This window comes from Ferrigenium straubiae (assembly GCF_051257895.1).
GTDB lineage: Bacteria > Pseudomonadota > Gammaproteobacteria > Burkholderiales > Gallionellaceae > Gallionella > Gallionella straubiae.
In genome coordinates this window covers 506,513-526,544 of sequence record NZ_CP194331.1, presented here as the reverse complement: position 1 = coordinate 526,544, position 20,032 = coordinate 506,513, and the positions used below count along the sequence as shown (strand labels likewise).

The following is a 20,032-nucleotide window of genomic DNA, read 5'->3' as shown; positions in this document are numbered from 1 at the left end:
CCCGTTTTTTTAAGGAAGGAAATAGAAAATGGCAACTGGTATAGTCAAATGGTTCAACGATGCTAAGGGTTTTGGTTTTATCTCTTCCGATGACGGAAGCGGGGATTTGTTCGCGCACTTTTCCGCCATCAACATGAATGGTTTCAAGACCCTCCAGGAAGGCCAGAAGGTTACCTTTGAGATAGTACAAGGTCCCAAAGGCAAGCAGGCTTCCAACATCCAGGTTCCCTGTTAGGCCTGTTTCAACAGTTTTCCTGCGCCGTGCAACTTGCCTGCTGAAAGCAGTGCAAGGCATGGCGCGGATGTGAACACCCCTTCTGGATGCTCGCAACCACGCCCTTCGCGCCTGCTCAGTTTGCCATCAGGCGCAACACCTGGCGCATTCCCTTGCGCCACCACGACAAACCGGCCGCATGCTGCTTCCGCCAGGCTAGCAGTTCATCGAGCGCCTGTTCTGGCGTCGTAAAATTGCCCGTCTTCCGGCTCACGTAAACAGGATAGAGAATCAATACTCCGGCCACCAGTTCGTCCAGCGAAAGACAGAGTGTGCGGCGAGCGAGTGGCAACATGTCCTCGGTCAGCCCCCAGCCGGCATAAAAAGGCTGGCCGTAGCACACCACCCTCTTGCCGCGCAGCAGCGCCTCAAACCCGGTCAGCGAGGTCAGCGTGTGGACTTCATCCACTTGCGGCAACAGTTCTCCCATCGGGACATCCGCCACCATCTCATCACAGCAGCGGGCGGCGTCTTCCTCGCAAACCCCTTTGCGGCGCAACCCGGCCACCACATCCGGGTGCGGCTTATAGATCAGGTGCGCTTCCGGATTGGCCGCACGCACCGAGCGCAGCAGGTCAAGATTGCGGCGGATGCCGGAAGCCCCATAAGATAACGAGGCATCCGATTCCACCTGCCCCGGCACCAGGATCACCCTTGTTCCAGCCACCCCGGATGAGGGGTGAAATTGCGGTCGCTGCCACCGTGTCGTCCCCACGTTGTACTTGCTTAGCCCCTCCGCCACCAGACGCTCCCGCAGTGCGCGGGCACGGCCGAGCAACGCCGCATCGAAGCAGGCTGTTTGCAGAAGATACTCAAGACCGGAAGGCTTTGCTGCGTCGTAATAGATGCCGCACCCATCCATGACCCACGACAAGGGGCGTACCAGATCAGCCCCCAGCCCCACCGAACGGATGAACCCGTCTTCCAGACGGATGATTTTTGCTTCCGTTGCATGGATGGAAGCATGCTCATTCCTCCCCCACACCGCGAGTGTGGCACCCTGCGGCACGGCGTCTGCCTTGCGTATGAAACGCACGGTGCTGCCCTGGAAAAATCTGCGCACGATGGGTCTCTTGTAGATCGAAAACCCCAGCGCATAAATATGGGCAGAAAACCGCTCGCGCATCCGCCGCTGCAGCCCCATCCATTCGATCACGCGCTCCGCCTCGCAGCGCCGACCAGTCTCCGGGTCGATATAGCGCGGATATTCCAGCAGCGCCGCATGCGCCAGGTTTTCCACCTGCACTGGATGACGCCGGTCCGGGGCCGGCAGTTCATCCTGCGTAAGCCCCCAGCCGGCATAAAACGGCATACCGAAGCAGCGCACCCGCTTGCCCCGCAACAGCCCCTCGAAGCCTATCTGCGAGGTGACCGCATAGACGGCCTCCGCATGCTCGATCAGCGATGCCGGATGCGCATCTTCCGCAAGCACCCGCACACGCCGGTCTTGCGCAAGCGCCGCGAGATCGAAATAACCGCGCTTGCGCCCAGCCATCACCTCCGGATGGGTCTTGAGCAATACGATGCAATCCGGGTTTTCCGCCAACGCCGCAGCCAGCATGTGTTGAAAGCTGGAGGCGTCGGCAAAGCCATGGCGTATCGAGGCGTCGCCCTGCGTCTGGTCCGCCACCAGCACGTAGCACGCCGGAAGCTCGCCTGCATACTCGCGCGCATGGTTGTATTTGGACACTCTCGCTGCCCGCCATGCAGCGATCAGCGCCTGGGCGCGGATGCGCTGCGCCTCCACGAGCGGGTGGGCGATCAGCATTTCGAGGCGGGAAGGTGCAGAGGCATCGTAGTAGATGCCCAGGTCGTCGACAACAACGGAGAGCGGTGAAGCACCCATGTGCATCGAGCGAAGAAAACCGTCCTCGATGCGCAGCAACGCCAGCCCTTGCCGGTCGGCATAGGCCTCGGCCGCTACGGCGCTGGGTTTACGCCCCCAGGCAATCACTCCTGCGCAGGCAGCCGCATCCCGCACAGTCCAACGGTGCACTACCGGCGCTCCGAGCAGCTCGCCTAGCCTCGGCAGGTTTGCCAGTGCGCGCGCGGTTGCGATCAGCGGAGCCTGCTCGGCCTGAAAAAATAATTCCCGCAAAGCTTCATCACCCGCAAACCGGCGCAGGTCAGGCGCTAGCCCAAACCAACTCGGGCCGCCTGCTGCCAGCCTGCCCGATGATGCCGCGCTCGCACAGCAGGTCGACGACCCTGGCCACAGATTCCTCCACGGACTGGCTGCCGGTGTCCACCACCAGCTCAGCCTTCTCCGGCTCCTCATAGGGCGAGGAAATGCCGGTGAACTCCTTGATCTCCCCTGTGCGCGCCCGCTTGTACAGCCCTTTCACATCCCGCCGCTCGCATACTTCCAGCGGGCAGCGGCAATAGATTTCGAGGAATTCGCCGTGCGGCACCAGCGAACGCACCCGCGCGCGGTCGGAACAGAACGGGGAAATGAAAGCAGTCAGCGCAATGACCCCAGCCTCCAGATACAGCTTGGCCATCTCCCCTGCACGGCGGATATTCTCGACGCGGTCTTCGGCGGAAAACCCGAGGTCGGAGCAAAGCCCGTGCCGCACGTTGTCTCCATCGAAAGTAAAAGTTCGGCAGCCTAACTGGTGAAGATGCTTCTCGACGGCATGCGCCAAGGTGGATTTGCCCGCACCGGAAAGCCCCGTGAACCATAAAATCACGCTGCGGTGGCCATTCAGCGCCTCCCGCGCCGCGCGGGTCACTGTGGCGTGATGCCAGACAACGTTATCCGATTTGCTCTGTTTCATAGCGCCTCCCTTGTCATGAATGAACCTGAAAACCTCAGTTGATCCTTTACATTTCAATGAAAACTGCGTGGTGCTTGATTCTTTCGCGCTTGATGCCGCTCACCTTTTGGGTGATTAATTCATGTAGGAGCGGGCCTTGCCCGCGATTAAGCTGCTCGCGGGCAAGGCCCGCTCCTGCAGTTTCAACTGCGTTATTCAGGATGAATATGGATTTCCGCTCCTGTCACATCTCCGCTACATCAATTCCGCATAACCGTGCCGCGCCCTGTCCGCGAGGCTGCTCATCTTTTTCGCCGCGTTACTCAACAGGGAATGCCGCAGAGGCTCGTCCCGAGCCAGGTGCAGAATCGCCTCCACCCAGGCTTGCTGTTTCTGCACCACGACCAGCCCGTCCACGCCGTGGTTGACCACCTTGGCGCAGGCGCTGTCCGGCGCATAAATCCCCACCGCGCCGCAACGGGTGATGTCGAAGAACTTCGTGTACGAGCGCGCGCGATTGAATGGTATGTCCAGCAACGGAACCAGCCCCACATGCCGCCCCGGCATGGTCATGTATGCCTGATAGGCTGGCCATTTCATCGGATGTGCCACCGTCACCCGCTGCATCCCCCGGTACAGGCGATGCACATCCCGTCCGCCGGCAATCTCGAAGGCGAGCCGTTCCTCGCGATGCAAGGCTTCTTCCATCACCGGGCGCAGCCAGCGAATTTCCGCCGCATGAGAAGCCGAGCCGTGATAAAAGACCCGGCACACATCCGTGCGCCCGGCCGCAGGCGCAGGCAACACCAGCCGGGGGTGCCAAGCCGCATATTTCTGCTGCAAATAAGGCGTCGATACCCACAACTCCGCCGCTTGCCGTTGCAGCCACCCCGACCGCCATGCCGCCGATCTCGCCAGCTTGAAGCGGTATCGCCACGGCAACCCGGCGGATGCGCCCACTTCCAGCACGTCGTCGTCCATGAAAAACGCCAGCGTGCGCAGCCGGTGGCGCACCGCCGCCACCAGTTTCGCCCAGGCCGGCGGCACATAACGAACAAACACCACCGAAGCGCCGTCCAGATCGGAGGGAGCCGGTAAATCGGCAAAGCCGCAGCGCGCCACCCTGCGCCCGCTGGCGGAAACAGCCGGGAGCACAAAGTAATCCGTCGAAGGATTGCATTGCTCTTCGACGAGGTAAACCGTGCTCCCGGCATCTATTGTCCGGGGAGAGTCATGTGAAATCAGGCAAACCATGACCCCTCCGCCGGCGTCGCATTGCCCGGGGGGCAACGGGGTCGTTCATAGCTCAAATTCGGGTTATAGAACGGGTCGTGCCGCAGCATATGTTTCCAGCGCTTGCGCATGTACGCCGCTTCATACCTGGCCTGCCGCACCCTTTCGGGACTCCGGTCCTTGCCGCGCGACGCCGACTCGCGGTGATACAGCTCCGCATGCGGCGTCCATACCACCCGATAGCCGGCCTCGCGCACCCGCAAGCAAAAATCCACATCGTTAAAAGCCACCGGAAGATGCTGCTCATCCAGCCCACCCAGTTTTTCATACAGCGATTTCCAGACCATCAGGCATGCCCCGGTGACTGCCGACATATCCTGCGCCAGCAGGGCGCGCCCCTGATAACCTGGATCGCCGCGCCGCAAAAAAGCATGGGCATGGTTCGCCACGCCGCCGACGCCGACCCAATCCCCGCCGTGCTGCACCGTGCCATCCGGGTAAAGCAGCTTGGCGCCGACAACGCCCACATCTTTCTGGTAAAGCAAACCGAGCATTTCCTCCAGCCATCCCGGGGTGATGACTTCGGTATCGTTGTTGAGCAGGCAGAACACCTTGCCGCGCGCATGCCGTGCCGCAAAATTATTGATTGCCGGATAATTGAACGGCCGGTCGTAACACAGGACTGTCGCATCCCCCCTCGCCGCAAGCACGTCCAGATAGGCAAGCATGGCCGGATCGCGGGACTGGTTATCCACGACCAGGATTTCGTAGCGCGGGTAGCTGCATATCTTGCGGATACTTTCGATGCAATGCCGCAGCAAATCCAGCCCATCGCGGGTCGGGATAATGATGCTGACCAACGGCATTCCGGGAGGAATCGCATAGCGTATCCGGTAGCCACCGGCCGCAGGCATGCCCAGAACCTCGCCCCGGATTCCGTTGCGCGCCAGGTATGCTTTCAGCATTTGCCGTCCAGCCTCGCAAGGCGCTTTATCAGCCGGCTCCGGCGCGGCTCCGCCCCAAGGTAAGCGGCGATGGTAAAGCACACGGGGAAGGTGGCGGATTTGCCGCGCGTTTACCGTCTCGCTCACGCGTAGCGCCAGGTCGTAGCTCCCGGCAGCATCGAGCCCATTCCGGAAACTGCCCGCCGCGGCCACCGCATCGGCCCGAAAAACACAGAGTCCGCCCAGGTAGTTTTGTGACAGCAACAACTGGGGATTCCAGTCCGGTTTGAAATTGGGCGTACATCGCGCTCCCGCGTCGTCGATGCCGTCTTCATCGGTATACAGCAGCGCCGCATCGGGGTGTGCCACCGCCTCCGCCGCGACACCATATAAAGCCCGCGGCGCCAGCAAATCGCCCTCGCCCACTATCCCCACGTAGGCGCTGCCGGTACGCACGGCATCCTCCGCAACGGCGCCAATCCGGTGTGCTTGCAGGAATCTGACGCTGACTCGCGTGTCGTTCCGGGCGAAGTCCCCGAGAACTTCCCTGACCGCCGGATCGCAGCCGGACGCAGCCATGACGCGCAACTCCCAATGCGGATAAATCTGGGCGCGCACCGACTCGATGGTCGCGGAAAGGCGCCGGGCGCAGCCTGCCTGCACACTCAGCAACAGGGAAATTTTTGGTTGCGCCGTCATGCCCGGGGTGCGTCTCTCGGCGCCTGGCCGAATCATCTCGAAAAACGCGCTTGCCACCTCATCCGTGCTCCGGCGTACCTTGCTGCACAAGCCACCGAGCATGAGCCGAGGCAGCGCCATGTTGGCGAGAGGCCGTTCGCCATGGGCCATCCCCGAGCCAAACCGGAAAATAACCCGCTTAACAAGCATATCGAAGGGTTTGAATTTGCCGATTGCGTTTTTCAGGCTCATCGTTCGCCTCCACCAAGAATCGTCAATTGCGGCCGAAAATCAGGACAGCGTAAAACTCGTTGCTGTTTCTCACTGTCGGATAGACCCTTGCAACGCGCAGCCTGGTCAGCTTCAAGGAATACAGATTGTCGAACAACATCCTGAAGGTTGCCGGAGTGAATTTCCACGCATGCACATCTGTGTATTCGTCCGTGGAACACAGCCTTTCAAGTTCGGCCATGAACGAAACATTCTGCCTGTCGTCGAGCGGCAGCACCCCACGGTTTACGCCATGAGCTCCCTGCCAGTGCATGACCGGCTCGTTGTGCGTGGCAAAAAAGCGATGTTCCAGTATATCTTTCAGGCGATGCCGCTTTTTCCCCTCCGCCCAAGCCTCGACGACATCCGCAAGATTCGTCTCGGTGAAAAAATGGTCGAAGCAGTAACGTTTGTCCGGAACAGTCAGGAAAACCGCTCCCTCGTCCTCCAATACGGATTCGAGGTCATGCAGATGCGTGACCAGGCAGAGTTGATGTTCTATGTTGTGCGATGAATAGATGGCCGAAAATTTTCGCCCGATGAGCTCGGCATAGCGCTGTCCCGACCAGACATAATCTATCTCGGGAATGTTGTCGATAGCCGCTTCCTTTATTTTTTCCGCCTTTTTTCTCAACGATTCCGCAGGAAGGCAATCGAGGTAAAACACATTCGCTTCCGGCCGCCTGAATGCGGGCGAAAAGAATGGGCCGATTTCGAGAATGGGCTGTCCGGTTGGCACCAGGCCGATGAAATATTTTCTCCCCTTTACCTCGCTGCATATCCGGCCTTCGGCCATGCCATGTTTTTTGTAGTGAAGCTGTGCCGTTCTCTTGTCAAATCTGGCAAGGTCGCCGCTTCCGGCATGATTCACATAGACCTCGCCATCGAATTCCAGAGGAAGGCGGTTTTCCCAATCCCATGAATGAATAGTGTCTGCCATGATCGCGCCTCCTCACAACATGCAACGATTGCGGAAGATCGGGCTTGCTCCTCCCGCGCAGCATCCGTTCTGTCAATGCTCCCAATCCAGGTGCAATGTCCTGGCGAATCCGGGCGCACCGAGCACTCCGACGGTTACCTTGTCGCCGGCCTCGGTGCCGAGCAGCGCAAGCGGATAGCTAAAGCCGCATACCGGGCTCTCGGATAATCCCAGGCTGCAAATGTCATTCCTGTCCTTATCCAGCGAGATGACGGCGCGCCTTTCGCCGTTGACGCCGATCTCCAGGAAATAGCAGTCCGTTTCGGCGCAGGACAACCAGCCGACGATCCGTTTTCCCCCGGCAATCAGGCAATTCCAGTTGGTGTCCCTTGTCGGGGCGGTGTTATAGCCGGCATCCCGCACCCGCTCCGAAAAAACGCCTACTTTCTCGAAAAAAAACCCGATATCCTGCTGGTTGTAGAGATATGCGGCCTTTATTTCGGCGGGCGGAATATTGATCCTGTCCTCTGCGTCGGAATCAGGCGCTCGATTCGCCAATATCGATTCCACCGGCAGTCCAAACCTGGTTGAAAAAATCCCGACAAAATATCTGTAATGACTCGTCAGGCCAATCAATGCGCCGGATTCGCTGCCTAGCTCCCCGAGCATTTTCCACTGCACGTTCCGGTTGTCCGGAGCCGAGGAAAAATCCGCGAAACTGCGCGCATACCCATAATGCCTCTTGACATGCTGATACGCCGAAACGATCCGCTCCACCGGGTTTCTGACAATGGACACCACCGCATCCGGCGGAACGCAATGCGCATATCCGCTATAAGGGACATGCCCGCAAATGAAATTGAATTTGTCGGCATCGAAAATTTCGCTCTCGGGCGTCATTTCCATGGGGTTTATCCCTGCCAGCTCGCAGGCAGACTCATGGAATTCTTTTCCGTAGCCATAAAGCATGCGGACCTGTTCGTTCCCATGAAGCGCACGACGAAAGCTGGTTCCCGCGGTTTTGGGGACATGAACAATGAAGTTGATTTTCTTCATGGCAGCTTCAGTTCGTTCGTTGGGTTCATGGGCCAGCAAATTCATTGTGTGGTGCACTTGGCGCGCCAAGCGGCCTGATTCGTGGCTTGCGCTCCTGCTTTTTCGATGTGGTCGAGCTGGCGGCCAAATTCCAGCACCGTACGCATCGCCGGGTAATCGTCGCCGGCGGCGGTTTCGGGAATGGTCGTCCGCGGGTAGGGAAACCAGCTTGCTACGATGAAATCGCCTGGCGTGCCCCCGGCGCCCATATAGCACTCCTGGGCAGCCAGAGTCCGCTCGTGGATTGCCTTTCCGGAAATCTCCCCTCCCTTCCTCGATGTGGCCAAAAGGCCGAACCGCAACCCCAGTTCATCCTCCACATAGCTTTCGACTGCCCTGGCTTGTTGCCACGTAACGCCATGCCGCTGCTCCCTGGGGATATCGAAGGGCATATCCAGATGGATATATGAAAGCGGAATGCCTTCCTGTGCCAGGGCATCCTTGAGCATGAGATAAGGCTGCCGGTAGTCTTGGTTATAAGACGGAAGCGCATCGATGATGCCGATCTGGGCCTGCGGATAAACCGCGCGGGCTGCCTTGGCATAGGCGACGACATCTTCGATCCTCTTGCTCAAGGGGTAATCCACCGTTGTGCCCCCGAGCACCAGAGGCTGGGACAGAACGCTTTGCAGGCTGATGTAATCGACCTGTATGCCCAGCCGCTTGAGGCGTTCAAGCAGGCGAATTTCACCGGAAGCGATTTTTTTCCTTCCCGATGTCTGCGTCCAGGTTGCGCCGGTTGCATCTATGGCCAGCTTGATGCGGTTTCTGTTCAGGTAGGGGTAAAACGCGCCGGCCAGAAACCTGTCGTCCATGACATCGAGCACGTTGGCTCTCACCATGTACACATGAATGTAACGGCTTGCATGGTTGAACGTCTCCGGATGCTGGAATTTTTCGGCGAAATCCGGCGGCATGCCGCCGGGCCTGCCGAGGTTGTTGTCTTCGTACCATATGTCCGCGGCCGCGGCCGCGGCGGAGATCGCCGAAAACGCCAAGACCATCATGATTCTTGCTTGAGTGCGCATCATGACACCTCCAGGGAGAAATCCTCTCTCGCCAAGGTCAGATTCGGGCTGTAGCAGGGATCGCTCTGCAACAGCTCGCCCCATTTAGTCTTAACGAACGCTATTTCCTTGTGGAATCGCTTGACCTTTTCCGGCGTATCCTCTGCGCCGCGCGACTTCGATTCGTAATGGAACAGTTCCGCATAGGGGGTCCAGAGATTTCGATATCCCGCCTCGCGCACCTTGAGGCAGAAATCCACATCGTTGAAGGCAATACGCAAGCCGTCTTCCTCCAGCCCCCCCACCTGTTCATAAACAGACTTGCGCACGACCAGGCAGGCCGCCGTCACCGCCGACAGGTTCTGGATTACCTTCAGACGGTGAAAATATCCCGATGATTCGCGCGGAAAGTATTTGTGCGAATGTCCCGCCACGCCTCCCAGCCCGACGATCACCCCGGCATGCTGGATGGTTTCGTCCTCGTAATACAGCTTGGCGCCCACGCAGCCTATCTCGGGGCGCAGGGCATGGCTGGCCATCTCGTCCAGCCATTCCGGACTGATGACTTCGATGTCGTTGTTGACGAGGCCGATCAGTTCGCCTCTGGCTTGTTGCACCCCGTAATTGTTGATGGCGGAGTAGTTGAACGGCCGGTGGTAGGCCAGCACCCTCACCCTGCTGTCCTCTGCCTGGATGCGCTCAAAGAATTCCAGCGTGGCGGGCTCGGAGCTTTCGTTGTCCAGGATGACGATTTCGTAATTCCGGTAAGTCGTTTTGTCGAGGATGCTGCGCACGCAAGGTTCGAGCAACTCCCGCTTGTCCCGGGTTGGGATGAGCAGGCTGACTGGCGGCTCCGGTTGCGGAACGGGATAACGAACCCGGTAAGTGTTAGGCCCCAGCCCATTTTCCACCTTCACATCGTCCCGGCCCTGCGCGCTGAAAAAGTTCTCCAGGGCTTTGATGCCTGCTTCAGCGGTGTAGCTCTTCTCCCCGCTGTTGAGAGCGGTAGACCCTTCCGCCATGCGCCAGTGATAGAGCACTTTGGGGATATGCACGATCCCGGCAGGCTTCACATGCGGCAGGCAGCGCAGCAACAGGTCATGATCCTGGCTGCCCTCCACGCCGTCGCGGAACCCACCGATGCGTTGCAGCAACTCGCGGCGGTAAACACCCAGATGCGAGACATAGTTCTGCGACAGAAACAAGTCGGGGTTCCACTCCGGTTTGAAATGCGGATCTGAACGATTGCCCTGCTCGCCGATTTTATCCTCGTCGCTGTAGAGTATCTGTGCAGACGGTTTCCGGTTGATCGCTTCCACCACAAAATGCAGGGCATGGCGCGCCAATTCGTCGTCGTGATCCAGCAGGGCCACATACTCACCGGTCGCCAGCGCCAGCGCGCTGTTGCTGGCTGCGGAAATGTGGCCGTTCTCCTCGCGGAACACTACCTTGATGCGCGGATCGCGCCGCATGTATTCCTCAAGCACGGCTTTGACATGCGGCTCGGTCGATGCATCGTCCGCGATGCACAGTTCCCAGCAGGAATAGCCCTGTGCCAGCACCGATTCCAGGGCTTGCCGCAGGAATTTTTCTGCAGTGTTGTAGACAGGGATGACTATCGAAACAGTTGGCCGGAGCTTGAACGGCTCAGGCGATGCCGCAAGCGCGTCCAGCCTGGAAAACTCCGGGGTTTCGACGCCGGCGATCCATCTTTCGTAGATGTCACTGATACCGGCCTTAACGCTATCAACAAGAAAAGTGTGGGTATAGCATTGGAAAAGCAGCTCCCTTGCGGCGACTTTCCCGGATTCTTCCTGTGCCTGCAAATCCCGCCAAATCTGCAACAGCGACATATTCTTGTAAGGCGCATAACGATTGCACAGGCGCTGCAATATGCGGTGATACGCAAACACAGCCATCACCGGCGCAAAATTAAGGCGTTCTACGGAAAACCTGGCCACTCCTTCGAGAGGGTCGAAACGGACTTGTTTGGGTACGCCAGGCAAATGGCACAACCGCTTGGACTCCTGGCCGCTCCTGAACGGCAAGACCACCGAAGTCCGTTCGCTATAGCCTTCGCCATAATCGAAATACAGCTTCGCGTTGCCGCGCTCGATATCCGAACGAATCTGCAATTCGATCATGTACCAGCCGGGGCGCAGCTTCCGGCTGATACCCTGCAGCACAAACCACGGGTCGCCTCCCCGCGAACGCCAGCAGTAATCGGCCTCGTCATGGCGATGAACGCCATTTGCAGGCTCAAGCGCCGTAACGTTGCCTTTGCGCCATCCGAGGGCCTCATATATGCCGGACTGTGCAAGGAACTCCCCAGGCAAATCCGGTGCCTCCCTCAATTTATTCAGACGCGGCGCAGACAAGCCGAACTTTTCGGGCATATCAAAGAGATCGAGGCGGATGTCGCAGCATCCGGAGGGAACCAAAAGCGGGATCCGCTGTGCACCTCTACCGGCAAGCAGCAGCTTGATGGCCAGCGACGGATCGAACCCTGCACCGGTATCGAAACATAGCCGCGCCTCGATTGGCCGCTCGGCCGCCATATCCACATCCAGCCAGTACCAGCCTGCCAAGCCATGCCAGGCGCGCTCGGCCATCAACAGGAATTGGCCATCGCGCCCGGCCGGCAGCCACTCGCATCCGTTCCGTTTCAGGTGTTCGAGCGGGAGCAGATCGATGCCAAGCTTGCGGCCAAGGATGGGTAGCAGGCCTTTGACCATCCGCACCGGCCTGAAAAGCTTCCATCCAAAGGAAGATCGCGCCTGTTCAAGGCGGTAACCGTCCCGGATTGCGCCGATGCGCAATTGCCGGATAGCCGCGCCTTGCCTGGCGCTGTCTTGCAGCAGCGCTTCGATCCGCCCATCGCGCCCGGTCATATCCTGGCTAAGCGCATTCATCTGCGCTTCGCGTTCCTCTGCTGTCTGCATCAGCTCCGCAATCCGCTCATCCCGCTCAGCCATGGCCTGGCTGAGCGCATCTGTCTGCGCTTCGCGTTCCCATGCCGTTTTCATCAGCTCCGCAATCTGCCCCTCGCGCCCCGCCATGCCCTGTGTCAGCGCAGCCATAAGCGCATTTCGCTCTTCAACCGTTTTCAGCAGCGTTTCAATCCGGTCGTCGCGCTCGGCAATGCCTTGGGTGAGTCCGGCCATATGGGTTCTGCACTGCCTTACTGTTTCAATCAGCGCTTCGATCCGTTTATCCCGTTCGGCAATATCCTGGCTAAGCGACACTATTTGAGCCTTATGCTCCTTGTCCGTTTGCGCCTGCGCGATAATCCAGCCATCGCGCTCGGCTATATCCCGATTGAGCAGAGAAATTTGCGCTTTGTGCTCCTTGGCTGTTTGTGTCAGCGCAGCAATCGAGCCCTCGCGCTCAGTCATATCCCGGTCGAGTGCAGCTATCCGGGCTTCACGCGCCTCGGCTGTTTGTGCCAAGGCGGCCATCTCTCCGTCGCGCCCGGCAATGCCTTGGCTGAGCTCAACTATCCTGGCTTCCCGTTCCCCAATCGTTTGCGCCAAGGCCGCAATCTGCGCATCGTGCTCGGCCATGCCCTGACTGAGTGCAGCCATCCGCACCTCACTCTCTGCTGCCGTTTGCTTCAGCGCGGCGATCTGGCTGTCGCGCGCAGTAACGCCCTGCCCCAACATGCCAACGCGATTGCTCCGGTCCGCCAATTCGCGGTTCGCGCCGGCAATGATGCCATCCAGCTGCAAGAGATAATTCATGGCTTGCGCCATGCCTGCCATCTGCCCGGCAAGATTCCCGAATACTCCGGCAACTTCCTCCGAATCCAAGCTTAGCCGGTCTGCCGCAACTTCGGCCAACAGCATGACCGCCGTTCTGACCGGGACCGGAACCGATGGGGATTCAAGGACATCTTCGGGCTCGTAACGGGCATGCCGCAGGCGGGCATCCAGAAATTCACTGCTGAATTCGGCCAGTCGATCGGAATCCGGCGTTTTATCCGGACACAGGGCTGCAGCCATTCTGGAAAACTCTTGCTGCGGGTTGTCCAGCAGAAGATCGAAGTCGACCAGCACCCGGCGCGCGCCTTGCGTGAGAAGCACGCAGGGCAGCATGTGCTGAAGCCAGAGATAATGGCTCTTCTCGTGGGGAAGCCTGTATTTCGCTTCCAGGGACTTGGCCACGCTGAGCGGGTTCCTGACGGCTATTACATAAGAGATGTCCAGCCGCAGATGCTCGAAAACCCTTTTCCAGAACGGTAGCAGGCGGCTCAGGCGCGGATCCTTGAGGCCGAAATGATCCGCATCCTGCAATCGCGACCTGAGCAGTTCGATTGCCCGCAACCGGAGGCCGGCATATTTCTCGTGCAGCAGTTCGCCGGCCGGCACCGGGGCAAGGGTATGCCATTCCCGGCCGAGAGCGTTGAGCAATTCGATATTGATGGCTTTTACATCGGCATCCTCAAATACCGCCATCTCGTCATTGTCCGCTGCCGGCGGTACGAGGCGTTCACCCAGATCGACGCCCAGCGTCTGAAGCCCCCGGGTAATGGCACTGGTGCCGCCCCTGTGCATCCCCAGGACGACAGTGATGGATTTTTTTCCGCTGCGCATTTTCGGTTCTCTGGAACACATGTCGGATGCCTGGATCAACGTATGGTCTCGGTAAGAATCGAGGCCAGGTACCGGCCATAACCGTTCTTGGACAGGGGTTGCGCCAGTTTTTCCAGCTGCTCCGCGGCAATGAATCCCTTGCGGAAGGCGATCTCCTCGGGACAGGCGATTTTCAGACCCTGCCGGTGTTCGATCGTTTCGATGAAGCTGCTGGCCTCGATCAGGCTCTCGTGGGTGCCGGTGTCCAGCCAGGCGTAGCCGCGGCTCATGATTTCGACGGAGAGCTGCCGGCGCTCCAGGTAGATGCGGTTGATGTCGGTAATCTCGAGCTCGCCGCGCGCCGACGGCTTGAGACTGGCGGCGATGTCGGCGACCCGGTTGTCGTAGAAATACAGGCCGGTTACCGCATAGTTCGATTTTGGCCGCGCCGGCTTTTCTTCCAGCGAGACGACGCGCCCCTCATCGTCGAAGGCCACCACGCCGTAGCGCTGCGGATCATGCACATGGTAGGCGAACACCGTCGCCCCATCGATCCTTTCCATCGCGTGCTCCAGCGCAGTGTGCAGGCTGTGCCCGTAAAAGATGTTGTCGCCCAGGATCAGCGCGGAGGGATGGTTGCCGATGAATTCCCGCCCGATGATGAAGGCCTGCGCCAGCCCGTCCGGCGAGGGCTGCACGGCATACTGCAGGTTCAGCCCCCACTCGCTGCCGTCACCCAGCAGTTGTTCGAAGCGCGGCGTATCCTGCGGCGTGGAGATGATCAATATGTCGCGTATCCCGGCCAGCATCAAGGTGGACAGGGGGTAGTAGATCATCGGCTTGTCGTAAACCGGCAGGAGCTGCTTGGACATCACCAGCGTCAACGGATGCAAACGCGAACCGGAGCCACCGGCCAGGATAATTCCCTTGCGAGAGATAGAGGTCGTCATGGCAAATATTCACCTTCCATATTGGGGTAAACGGCTTGTCTGGATGTCGGCCAACCTGATGCCCTGTGCATCCTTGCCGGACAGCTCCGGATTGCTTACCGGCCACGGAATGCCAAGGTCCGGATCGCTCCACAGCACGCTACCTTCCGCCTGCGGGTTGTATTTGTCGTTGCATTTGTAGGCAAACAGCGCCATGTCCGAGGTGACGCAGAAGCCGTGGGCGAAGCCGGGCGGAATGTAGAACTGACGCTTGTTTTCGGCCGAAAGCACGGCGCTGGCCCACTGACCAAAGGTGGGCGAGCCAAGGCGGATATCCACGGCGACATCGAATACCTCGCCCTGCAGCACATAGACCAGCTTGCCTTGGGAATTCGGCTTCTGGAAATGCAGGCCGCGCAGCACCCCCTTCCTGGAGCAGGAAAGATTGTCCTGCACGAAGGTCTCAGGCAGCCCGGCTACGGCATAGCCGGCCTGGTTCCATGTTTCCATGAAGAAGCCCCGCTGATCGCCGAACACTTTAGGCTCGATGATCAACACCCCCGGAAGAGCGGTCTCATGAATTTGCATGTTTGTCTCCACTGGCCATGGAATATTTCATAACTTGAAAATGATCTTTGCGCTCACCGCGATCTGGTAGATGATCTGGGTCATTTCCTTCCAGAACTGCCGCGTCTTCACGTCGATCTTCGGTAACACCAGCACTTCGTCTCCCGCGCGTATCGCGGTCCCGCCGCCTGAGCCGAAAAATCCGCCCCCACCCGCGGCCTCGTCGAAGCTGCCGTCGCGGTGGGCGACGATGACGCGCGAGGCATCGGCGCTCTGCGTGTAGCCGCCGGCGCGGCGGATGTAACCTTCCAGCCCCAGGGCCGCATCGAAGGCGATTGCATTGGGGAAGAGCACTTCGCCGCTCACCAGTACCAGGCCGTCCCTGGCGGGGATGCGCAGGATGTCGCCGTTTTCCAGAATCAGCTCGTCGCGGTTGGCAGCCTGCGCGATGAGCACCTGACCCGATGGCTCGATTTGTTTGGCGCGCTCCACCCATTGCAGGATCAGGTCGGCCTCGTCCTTGCGCAGGCGCGCTTCCTCGCCGGTGCCCGAGCGTGCGGTCAGCGCCGCGGCCTCCAGGCTTTTCAGCGATATCTGCAACATTTGTTTTTGGCGTTTTTTTACGCTCGTGCGGAAAAGCTGCAGGCTGACAGCGTCGGATCGGTCGGAAAGCTGGATTTGCCTGATGAGTTCGCCCAGCCTTGCCCCGTCGCGCAGCACATATTCCTGCGCGCTTTCGTGTTCGCCTTCCACACGCACGGCGATGGTGCCGGGTTTCTTGTCGGCGGTGAATTCGAGCTCGTCGCCGTTTTGCAGAACCACCCGTGTGGCATCGGCCAGCGGGTAATACTCGGTGTTCTTCACCGTGCCGGTGTTGCGCACCACCCGCACATGGGTGGCCTGGGCGCCGGGTTTGGCGATCTTGAGCAGGTCGGCCATCGCATAGGTGGCGCCGCCAAACTCGAAACGCCTGGCGTTTTCTGCCAGGCCGCTTACCTTGAGCGTGTTCTGGCGCGGCGCAACAAAAATGACATCGCCGTCGGCCAACTGGGTGAGCGGCATGCGCCCTTGAAGCAGGAAGTCGTACAGGCTGACGGTGGCGCGGACCTGGCTGCCGCGCTTGACCTGGACATCGAGGAAGGAGCCGCGCTCCGGGTCGATGCCGCCGGCCTGGTCGAGGTAGTGCAGCAGGCTGTCCATGCTGGTGCCGCTGTAAAGGCCGGGGCGGTAAACGAAGCCGCCCACGAAAATGCGCACCGGCTGGGCGGCGGCAAGGCTGGCGTAGCCATAGACGTTGGTGCGGAACACCTTGCCGATGGCGGCTTCCACCAGTCCCTGGATATCCTGATTACGCACGCCCAATACCTGCACCGGACCTACATGGGGAAGGAAAATGTTGCCCTTGGGATCGACGGTAAGCACGGCGTCGTATTCGAAGGCGCCCCACAACCTCACCTGGATGTTGTCGCCTACCGCCACGGCGTAGTCGGGGTTGAACTGGGTGGCGCCCTGGCGGGCGAAGGCGCCGGTGAAGAGATTGGCCCCGAACACATCACTATTCAGATTGGCGGAATAGTCGAGGCGCTGCGGAGGCAGGGGGGGGGGATCTCCGCAACGGGGGCCAAAGGGGAGGCCGGTGCGGCAGGCCGCACGGCTGATTCGGGACGATCCAGGCGCAAGCTGAGCGCCTGATCCACGCTGAACGGGTCGCCACTGGCGGCAAATGCGCCTGGCGCGGACATGAAAAGAAACAGCGCGCATAGGCCGCTGATGAACACGGATTGACCCGGATGAACAATGGGCAGGGTTTTATCCGTGCTCATCCGTCTGAATCCGTGGCTAACTGAGGTTAGCAGGATCATGGCTCAGTCCTTGTGGTCGCGGATGATGGCGTCGAGCAATTGCACGACGCCTGCCAGCAACAGGGCAATCAGGGTGAAAACAACGGTGTTGTACAGCCGGCGCGGTTCGAGCGGATATTGCGGCTCGGTGGGCGCCTGCAGTACGGACACCTTCTTCAATGTGCGCGTCGCCTCGATGCGCCCCTTTTCCAGCGCGACCAGGGCGGTCTTGTATACGTCCTGTGCGAAATCGGCATTCATTTGCAGGCGCTGGAATTCTTCCACGACGCTGTTGAGCATCTTGCCGTTGGGTGAAACCAGCCGCGCCTGTTCCTGCCTGATCTGTTTCTCAATCGCGCCGATCTGCAAATTAAGCTCGGCGATGTTGGGGCTGTCGGGCATCAGATAACCCAGCATGCCGGTGCGCCGGGTTTGCAGGTCGGCGAGCTGCGCCTCGAGGCGCCCGATGATGGCGGCGAGGTTTTCCACCGTGCCCTGCGGAGAAACCAGCCCCTTGCGATTCTGGTAATCCAGCACCTCCCGCCGTGTGCGGAGGGTGCGCGCGCTCATGTCGCCGGCCTGTTTTTCGAGAAAGGCCACCTGATCCCGCGCAAGGTCGTGTGCCATGGCATTCATGTAATGCTCACCCTCTTCCACCAGCATGGCGGCAAGCGCATGGGCCATTTGGGGATCGTAACCCTGCGCCTTGATGACCAGCACCCCCGCGTAATCGTCGAATTCCACACTGGTCATCGAAAGGAAATGGCGGTGAAACAGTTCCAGCGGCGCATCTTCGAACCACATGCGCGACAGCGGGTCGCGATACCAGCCGCTGTAATGGCCGCGCAGGTTCAGCCTGGCATCGAGCTTCTTGAGCATATCGATGGAAAGCAGGTAATCGCGCAGCAGCAACTGGTCGGCCCGCCCGGAGCCAAGGTTCCCGAATGGCCCGGCAAAGTCCATGGCCTGCCCGCCTGCCAGATCGGTGCGCTGGATGACGACATGCGCTTCGGAAACGTAGCGGTCCGAAGCGACGATCCCCCAGTAAAAAGCCGCAGCCAGCGAGGCAAGGAAGGCGGCGCCAAAGGCGCGATTCCGCAGCAACGCGGGAGCCAGCCGGCCGCGAATCCACCCCGCCAGCCATACTGCAGCCTGTGCGAACCTGCCTGATTTGAGATGATTTATCATGCACGCAGGCTCTCCCTGTAGTTCTTGAGTGCGTCGTTTATGTCGTCGAACCAGTGCGCGCACCCCTCGTGCAGCCAGATACCGGCCGTGCAAAACTCCTTCAACGTCGCCTCCTGATGGGAAACCATGACCAAACCGGCACGATCGGCCAATTTCTGGAATGCCTGCCCGGCCTTTTTCTTGAAGACGGCATCCCCCACCGCGGTGAGTTCGTCGGAAATGTAGGTGTCGAAGTCGAAGGCCAGCGAGGCGGCAAATTTCAGCCTCGCCTGCATCCCCGAGGAGTAAGTCTTGACCGGTGCATCGAAGGCGTCGCCGATCTCGGCGAAGTCCTGGATGAAAGCCATGTGTCCGGGAATGTCTTCCTCGCGGCCGTGAATGCGGCAGATGAATTTTGCGTTTTGCCTGCCGGTAAGCGAGCCTTGCAGGCCGCCGCCGATCCCCATCGGCCACGAGACACGGCAGCGGCGCTCGATGCGCCCGCGCGAGGGCATATCGGTCCCGCCGATCAGGTTCAACAGGGTGGATTTGCCCGCGCCGTTGCACCCGACCAGCCCCACGTTGACCCTGGGCGGGATAACGAACGAGACATCCCGCAAAACCCATTTACCCGGCCCGCGGTCGGTCTGGTAGCGTTTATGGACACCCTCGACCAGTATCATTTTGCTATCAACCTCGCGGCAAAACGAACATGCAACGCCAGCCCGAGAAAAATACCCGCCAGTGCAAAGCTGTAGGCATAGGTCATGCTCAATCCGGGCACGGCATAGTAATACGGCGCAAACCCCAGCCGGGCGGCTTCCAGGCTATGCACCACCGGATTGAGCAGGAGCCAGTCACGGTAAGGCTGCGGTACACTGGAAACAGGAAAAACGACGCCGGAAAAAAAATACATGGGGGTCATGGCAAACCCGAGAAATTTGCCCAACTCCGGTACAAGCTCAATCGCCACCGAGGCCGTCAACCCGAAGCCCAACCCCATCAGCCACAGGCTGGCCAAAGCCTCCAGCACGGCCAGTGGATCGGCGGGAACGATGCCCAGCCCGAATAAACCCGCACCGCCGAAGAGAACGATCGCCACCAGCACCATCAGGAATCCCTCGAGAGCGGCGCGCACCAGCACAGTGTCGACCGGCTTGACCTGACGATAGGCAAACAGCGCCTGATTGGCATCCACGGCATTCTGGGCCTGGATGGCAGTCCGCTTGAACATGAAGAAGGCCATCAGCCCAACCATCAGCCAAACGGCGGCATCGACGCCCCCCACCACATGCATGCGGATAATGGTAAAAATGGACATCAGGAAAACGACATGGGCCACCGGCTCCAACAACAGCCACAACCAGGCGGCCCGGCCTGCCGACAGGCGGCTGAGCGCCTCGCGCAGGAAGAGCGCCTTCCAGACGGAAAGCATGATGGCGGCAGGAGTGCGCGTGGTATCCATGGACATCACCACCGCACCCGCCATGCTTCAGACAAACCCATTGCTCCGGAACATCCGGCGCATGCTACCTGCATAACCATTTTCAACCTCGCACTAAAGGTTTTCCCTCAAAGCGCATGGGGGGCATTTACTTAGTTGATGCGAATGCCGTTGCTTATCCCGGATCCAACTGGCCGTCCCATGCAAATTCATGGATGCAAGTTTTGGCTAAACACCGGCTTAACGCACTAAGGTGGAATCCGCATTTGACTAAGGCGGAGGCTTTACTTAAAAGGTAGGGGTTAACCGTAGGAAGCGGCCGGGCCTACAGGCTTGG

General features: G+C 59.6%; 15 protein-coding genes. 1 reads left to right on the top strand and 14 read right to left on the bottom strand.

Translation table 11 applies throughout. The annotated features are described in order from the left end of the window. The first annotated feature begins 28 nt into the window (after positions 1–28). Complete coding sequence (locus ACRRNM_RS02385) at positions 29–235, top strand: cold-shock protein (protein WP_435626651.1); 207 nt, start codon at positions 29–31, stop codon at positions 233–235. Positions 236–350: 115 nt separating this feature from the next. Here the strand turns inward: ACRRNM_RS02385 and ACRRNM_RS02380 are convergent, their stop codons facing one another. From ACRRNM_RS02380 to ACRRNM_RS02315, 14 genes are all read right to left on the bottom strand, one after another. Beyond that, positions 351–2,372 (bottom strand): capsular polysaccharide biosynthesis protein, encoded by a 2,022-nt coding sequence (locus tag ACRRNM_RS02380; protein ID WP_435626650.1) that lies wholly within the window; start codon positions 2,370–2,372, stop codon positions 351–353. A gap of 28 nt (positions 2,373–2,400) precedes the next feature. Next, on the bottom strand, positions 2,401–3,051 hold the full coding sequence (gene cysC, locus ACRRNM_RS02375; RefSeq protein ID WP_435626649.1) for an adenylyl-sulfate kinase: 651 nt from the start codon (positions 3,049–3,051) through the stop codon (positions 2,401–2,403). Positions 3,052–3,285: 234 nt separating this feature from the next. Then, complete coding sequence (locus ACRRNM_RS02370; protein ID WP_435626648.1) at positions 3,286–4,284, bottom strand: hypothetical protein; 999 nt, start codon at positions 4,282–4,284, stop codon at positions 3,286–3,288. Continuing rightward, complete coding sequence (locus ACRRNM_RS02365) at positions 4,272–5,906, bottom strand: glycosyltransferase family 2 protein (protein ID WP_435626647.1); 1,635 nt, start codon at positions 5,904–5,906, stop codon at positions 4,272–4,274. Before ACRRNM_RS02365 ends, ACRRNM_RS02370 begins: the two co-directional genes overlap by 13 nt. 253 nt (positions 5,907–6,159) lie before the next feature. Next, on the bottom strand, positions 6,160–7,095 hold the full coding sequence (locus ACRRNM_RS02360) for a hypothetical protein (RefSeq protein ID WP_435626646.1): 936 nt from the start codon (positions 7,093–7,095) through the stop codon (positions 6,160–6,162). Positions 7,096–7,167: 72 nt separating this feature from the next. Next, positions 7,168–8,130 carry a sulfotransferase family 2 domain-containing protein gene (locus ACRRNM_RS02355; protein ID WP_435626645.1) on the bottom strand — a complete coding sequence of 321 codons (963 nt, stop codon included), beginning with the start codon at positions 8,128–8,130 and terminating at the stop codon, positions 7,168–7,170. A gap of 41 nt (positions 8,131–8,171) precedes the next feature. Beyond that, positions 8,172–9,200: a hypothetical protein gene (locus ACRRNM_RS02350; RefSeq protein ID WP_435626644.1), complete on the bottom strand. Its 1,029-nt coding sequence runs from the start codon at positions 9,198–9,200 to the stop codon at positions 8,172–8,174. Further along, positions 9,197–13,768: a glycosyltransferase gene (locus ACRRNM_RS02345; RefSeq protein WP_435626643.1), complete on the bottom strand. Its 4,572-nt coding sequence runs from the start codon at positions 13,766–13,768 to the stop codon at positions 9,197–9,199. Before ACRRNM_RS02345 ends, ACRRNM_RS02350 begins: the two co-directional genes overlap by 4 nt. A gap of 35 nt (positions 13,769–13,803) precedes the next feature. Beyond that, positions 13,804–14,697, bottom strand: a complete 894-nt coding sequence (rfbA, locus tag ACRRNM_RS02340; RefSeq protein ID WP_435626642.1) for a glucose-1-phosphate thymidylyltransferase RfbA — start codon at positions 14,695–14,697, stop codon at positions 13,804–13,806. Between the two features lie 9 nt (positions 14,698–14,706). Continuing rightward, a complete protein-coding gene (gene rfbC / locus ACRRNM_RS02335; RefSeq protein WP_435626641.1) occupies positions 14,707–15,264 on the bottom strand; it encodes a dTDP-4-dehydrorhamnose 3,5-epimerase in 558 nt (185 codons plus the stop codon). A gap of 27 nt (positions 15,265–15,291) precedes the next feature. Then, positions 15,292–16,794, bottom strand: coding sequence for a polysaccharide biosynthesis/export family protein (locus ACRRNM_RS02330; RefSeq protein ID WP_435626640.1), 1,503 nt, complete (start codon positions 16,792–16,794; stop codon positions 15,292–15,294). Positions 16,795–17,108: 314 nt separating this feature from the next. Beyond that, positions 17,109–18,272 (bottom strand): chain-length determining protein, encoded by a 1,164-nt coding sequence (locus ACRRNM_RS02325; RefSeq protein ID WP_435626639.1) that lies wholly within the window; start codon positions 18,270–18,272, stop codon positions 17,109–17,111. Further along, entirely contained in the window at positions 18,269–18,934 is a 666-nt protein-coding gene (locus tag ACRRNM_RS02320) for an ABC transporter ATP-binding protein (RefSeq protein WP_435626638.1), read from the bottom strand. The genes ACRRNM_RS02325 and ACRRNM_RS02320 overlap by 4 nt, the downstream gene beginning before the upstream one ends. Beyond that, a complete protein-coding gene (locus ACRRNM_RS02315) occupies positions 18,931–19,716 on the bottom strand; it encodes an ABC transporter permease (RefSeq protein WP_435626637.1) in 786 nt (261 codons plus the stop codon). The genes ACRRNM_RS02320 and ACRRNM_RS02315 overlap by 4 nt, the downstream gene beginning before the upstream one ends. Positions 19,717–20,032: the final 316 nt, after the last annotated feature.

What these genes read in the sequence shown, in the direction of transcription:
- ACRRNM_RS02355 (WP_435626645.1), bottom strand. Translation starts at nt 8,130, where the DNA reads ATGAAGAAAATCAACTTCATTGTTCATGTCCCCAAAACCGCGGGAACC.
- ACRRNM_RS02360 (WP_435626646.1), bottom strand. Translation starts at nt 7,095, where the DNA reads ATGGCAGACACTATTCATTCATGGGATTGGGAAAACCGCCTTCCTCTG.
- ACRRNM_RS02345 (WP_435626643.1), bottom strand. Translation starts at nt 13,768, where the DNA reads ATGCGCAGCGGAAAAAAATCCATCACTGTCGTCCTGGGGATGCACAGG.
- ACRRNM_RS02350 (WP_435626644.1), bottom strand. Translation starts at nt 9,200, where the DNA reads ATGATGCGCACTCAAGCAAGAATCATGATGGTCTTGGCGTTTTCGGCG.
- ACRRNM_RS02315 (WP_435626637.1), bottom strand. Translation starts at nt 19,716, where the DNA reads ATGGATACCACGCGCACTCCTGCCGCCATCATGCTTTCCGTCTGGAAG.
- ACRRNM_RS02325 (WP_435626639.1), bottom strand. Translation starts at nt 18,272, where the DNA reads ATGATAAATCATCTCAAATCAGGCAGGTTCGCACAGGCTGCAGTATGG.
- ACRRNM_RS02365 (WP_435626647.1), bottom strand. Translation starts at nt 5,906, where the DNA reads ATGACGGCGCAACCAAAAATTTCCCTGTTGCTGAGTGTGCAGGCAGGC.
- ACRRNM_RS02385 (WP_435626651.1), top strand. Translation starts at nt 29, where the DNA reads ATGGCAACTGGTATAGTCAAATGGTTCAACGATGCTAAGGGTTTTGGT.
- ACRRNM_RS02370 (WP_435626648.1), bottom strand. Translation starts at nt 4,284, where the DNA reads ATGGTTTGCCTGATTTCACATGACTCTCCCCGGACAATAGATGCCGGG.
- rfbC (WP_435626641.1), bottom strand. Translation starts at nt 15,264, where the DNA reads ATGCAAATTCATGAGACCGCTCTTCCGGGGGTGTTGATCATCGAGCCT.
- cysC (WP_435626649.1), bottom strand. Translation starts at nt 3,051, where the DNA reads ATGAAACAGAGCAAATCGGATAACGTTGTCTGGCATCACGCCACAGTG.
- rfbA (WP_435626642.1), bottom strand. Translation starts at nt 14,697, where the DNA reads ATGACGACCTCTATCTCTCGCAAGGGAATTATCCTGGCCGGTGGCTCC.
- ACRRNM_RS02320 (WP_435626638.1), bottom strand. Translation starts at nt 18,934, where the DNA reads ATGATACTGGTCGAGGGTGTCCATAAACGCTACCAGACCGACCGCGGG.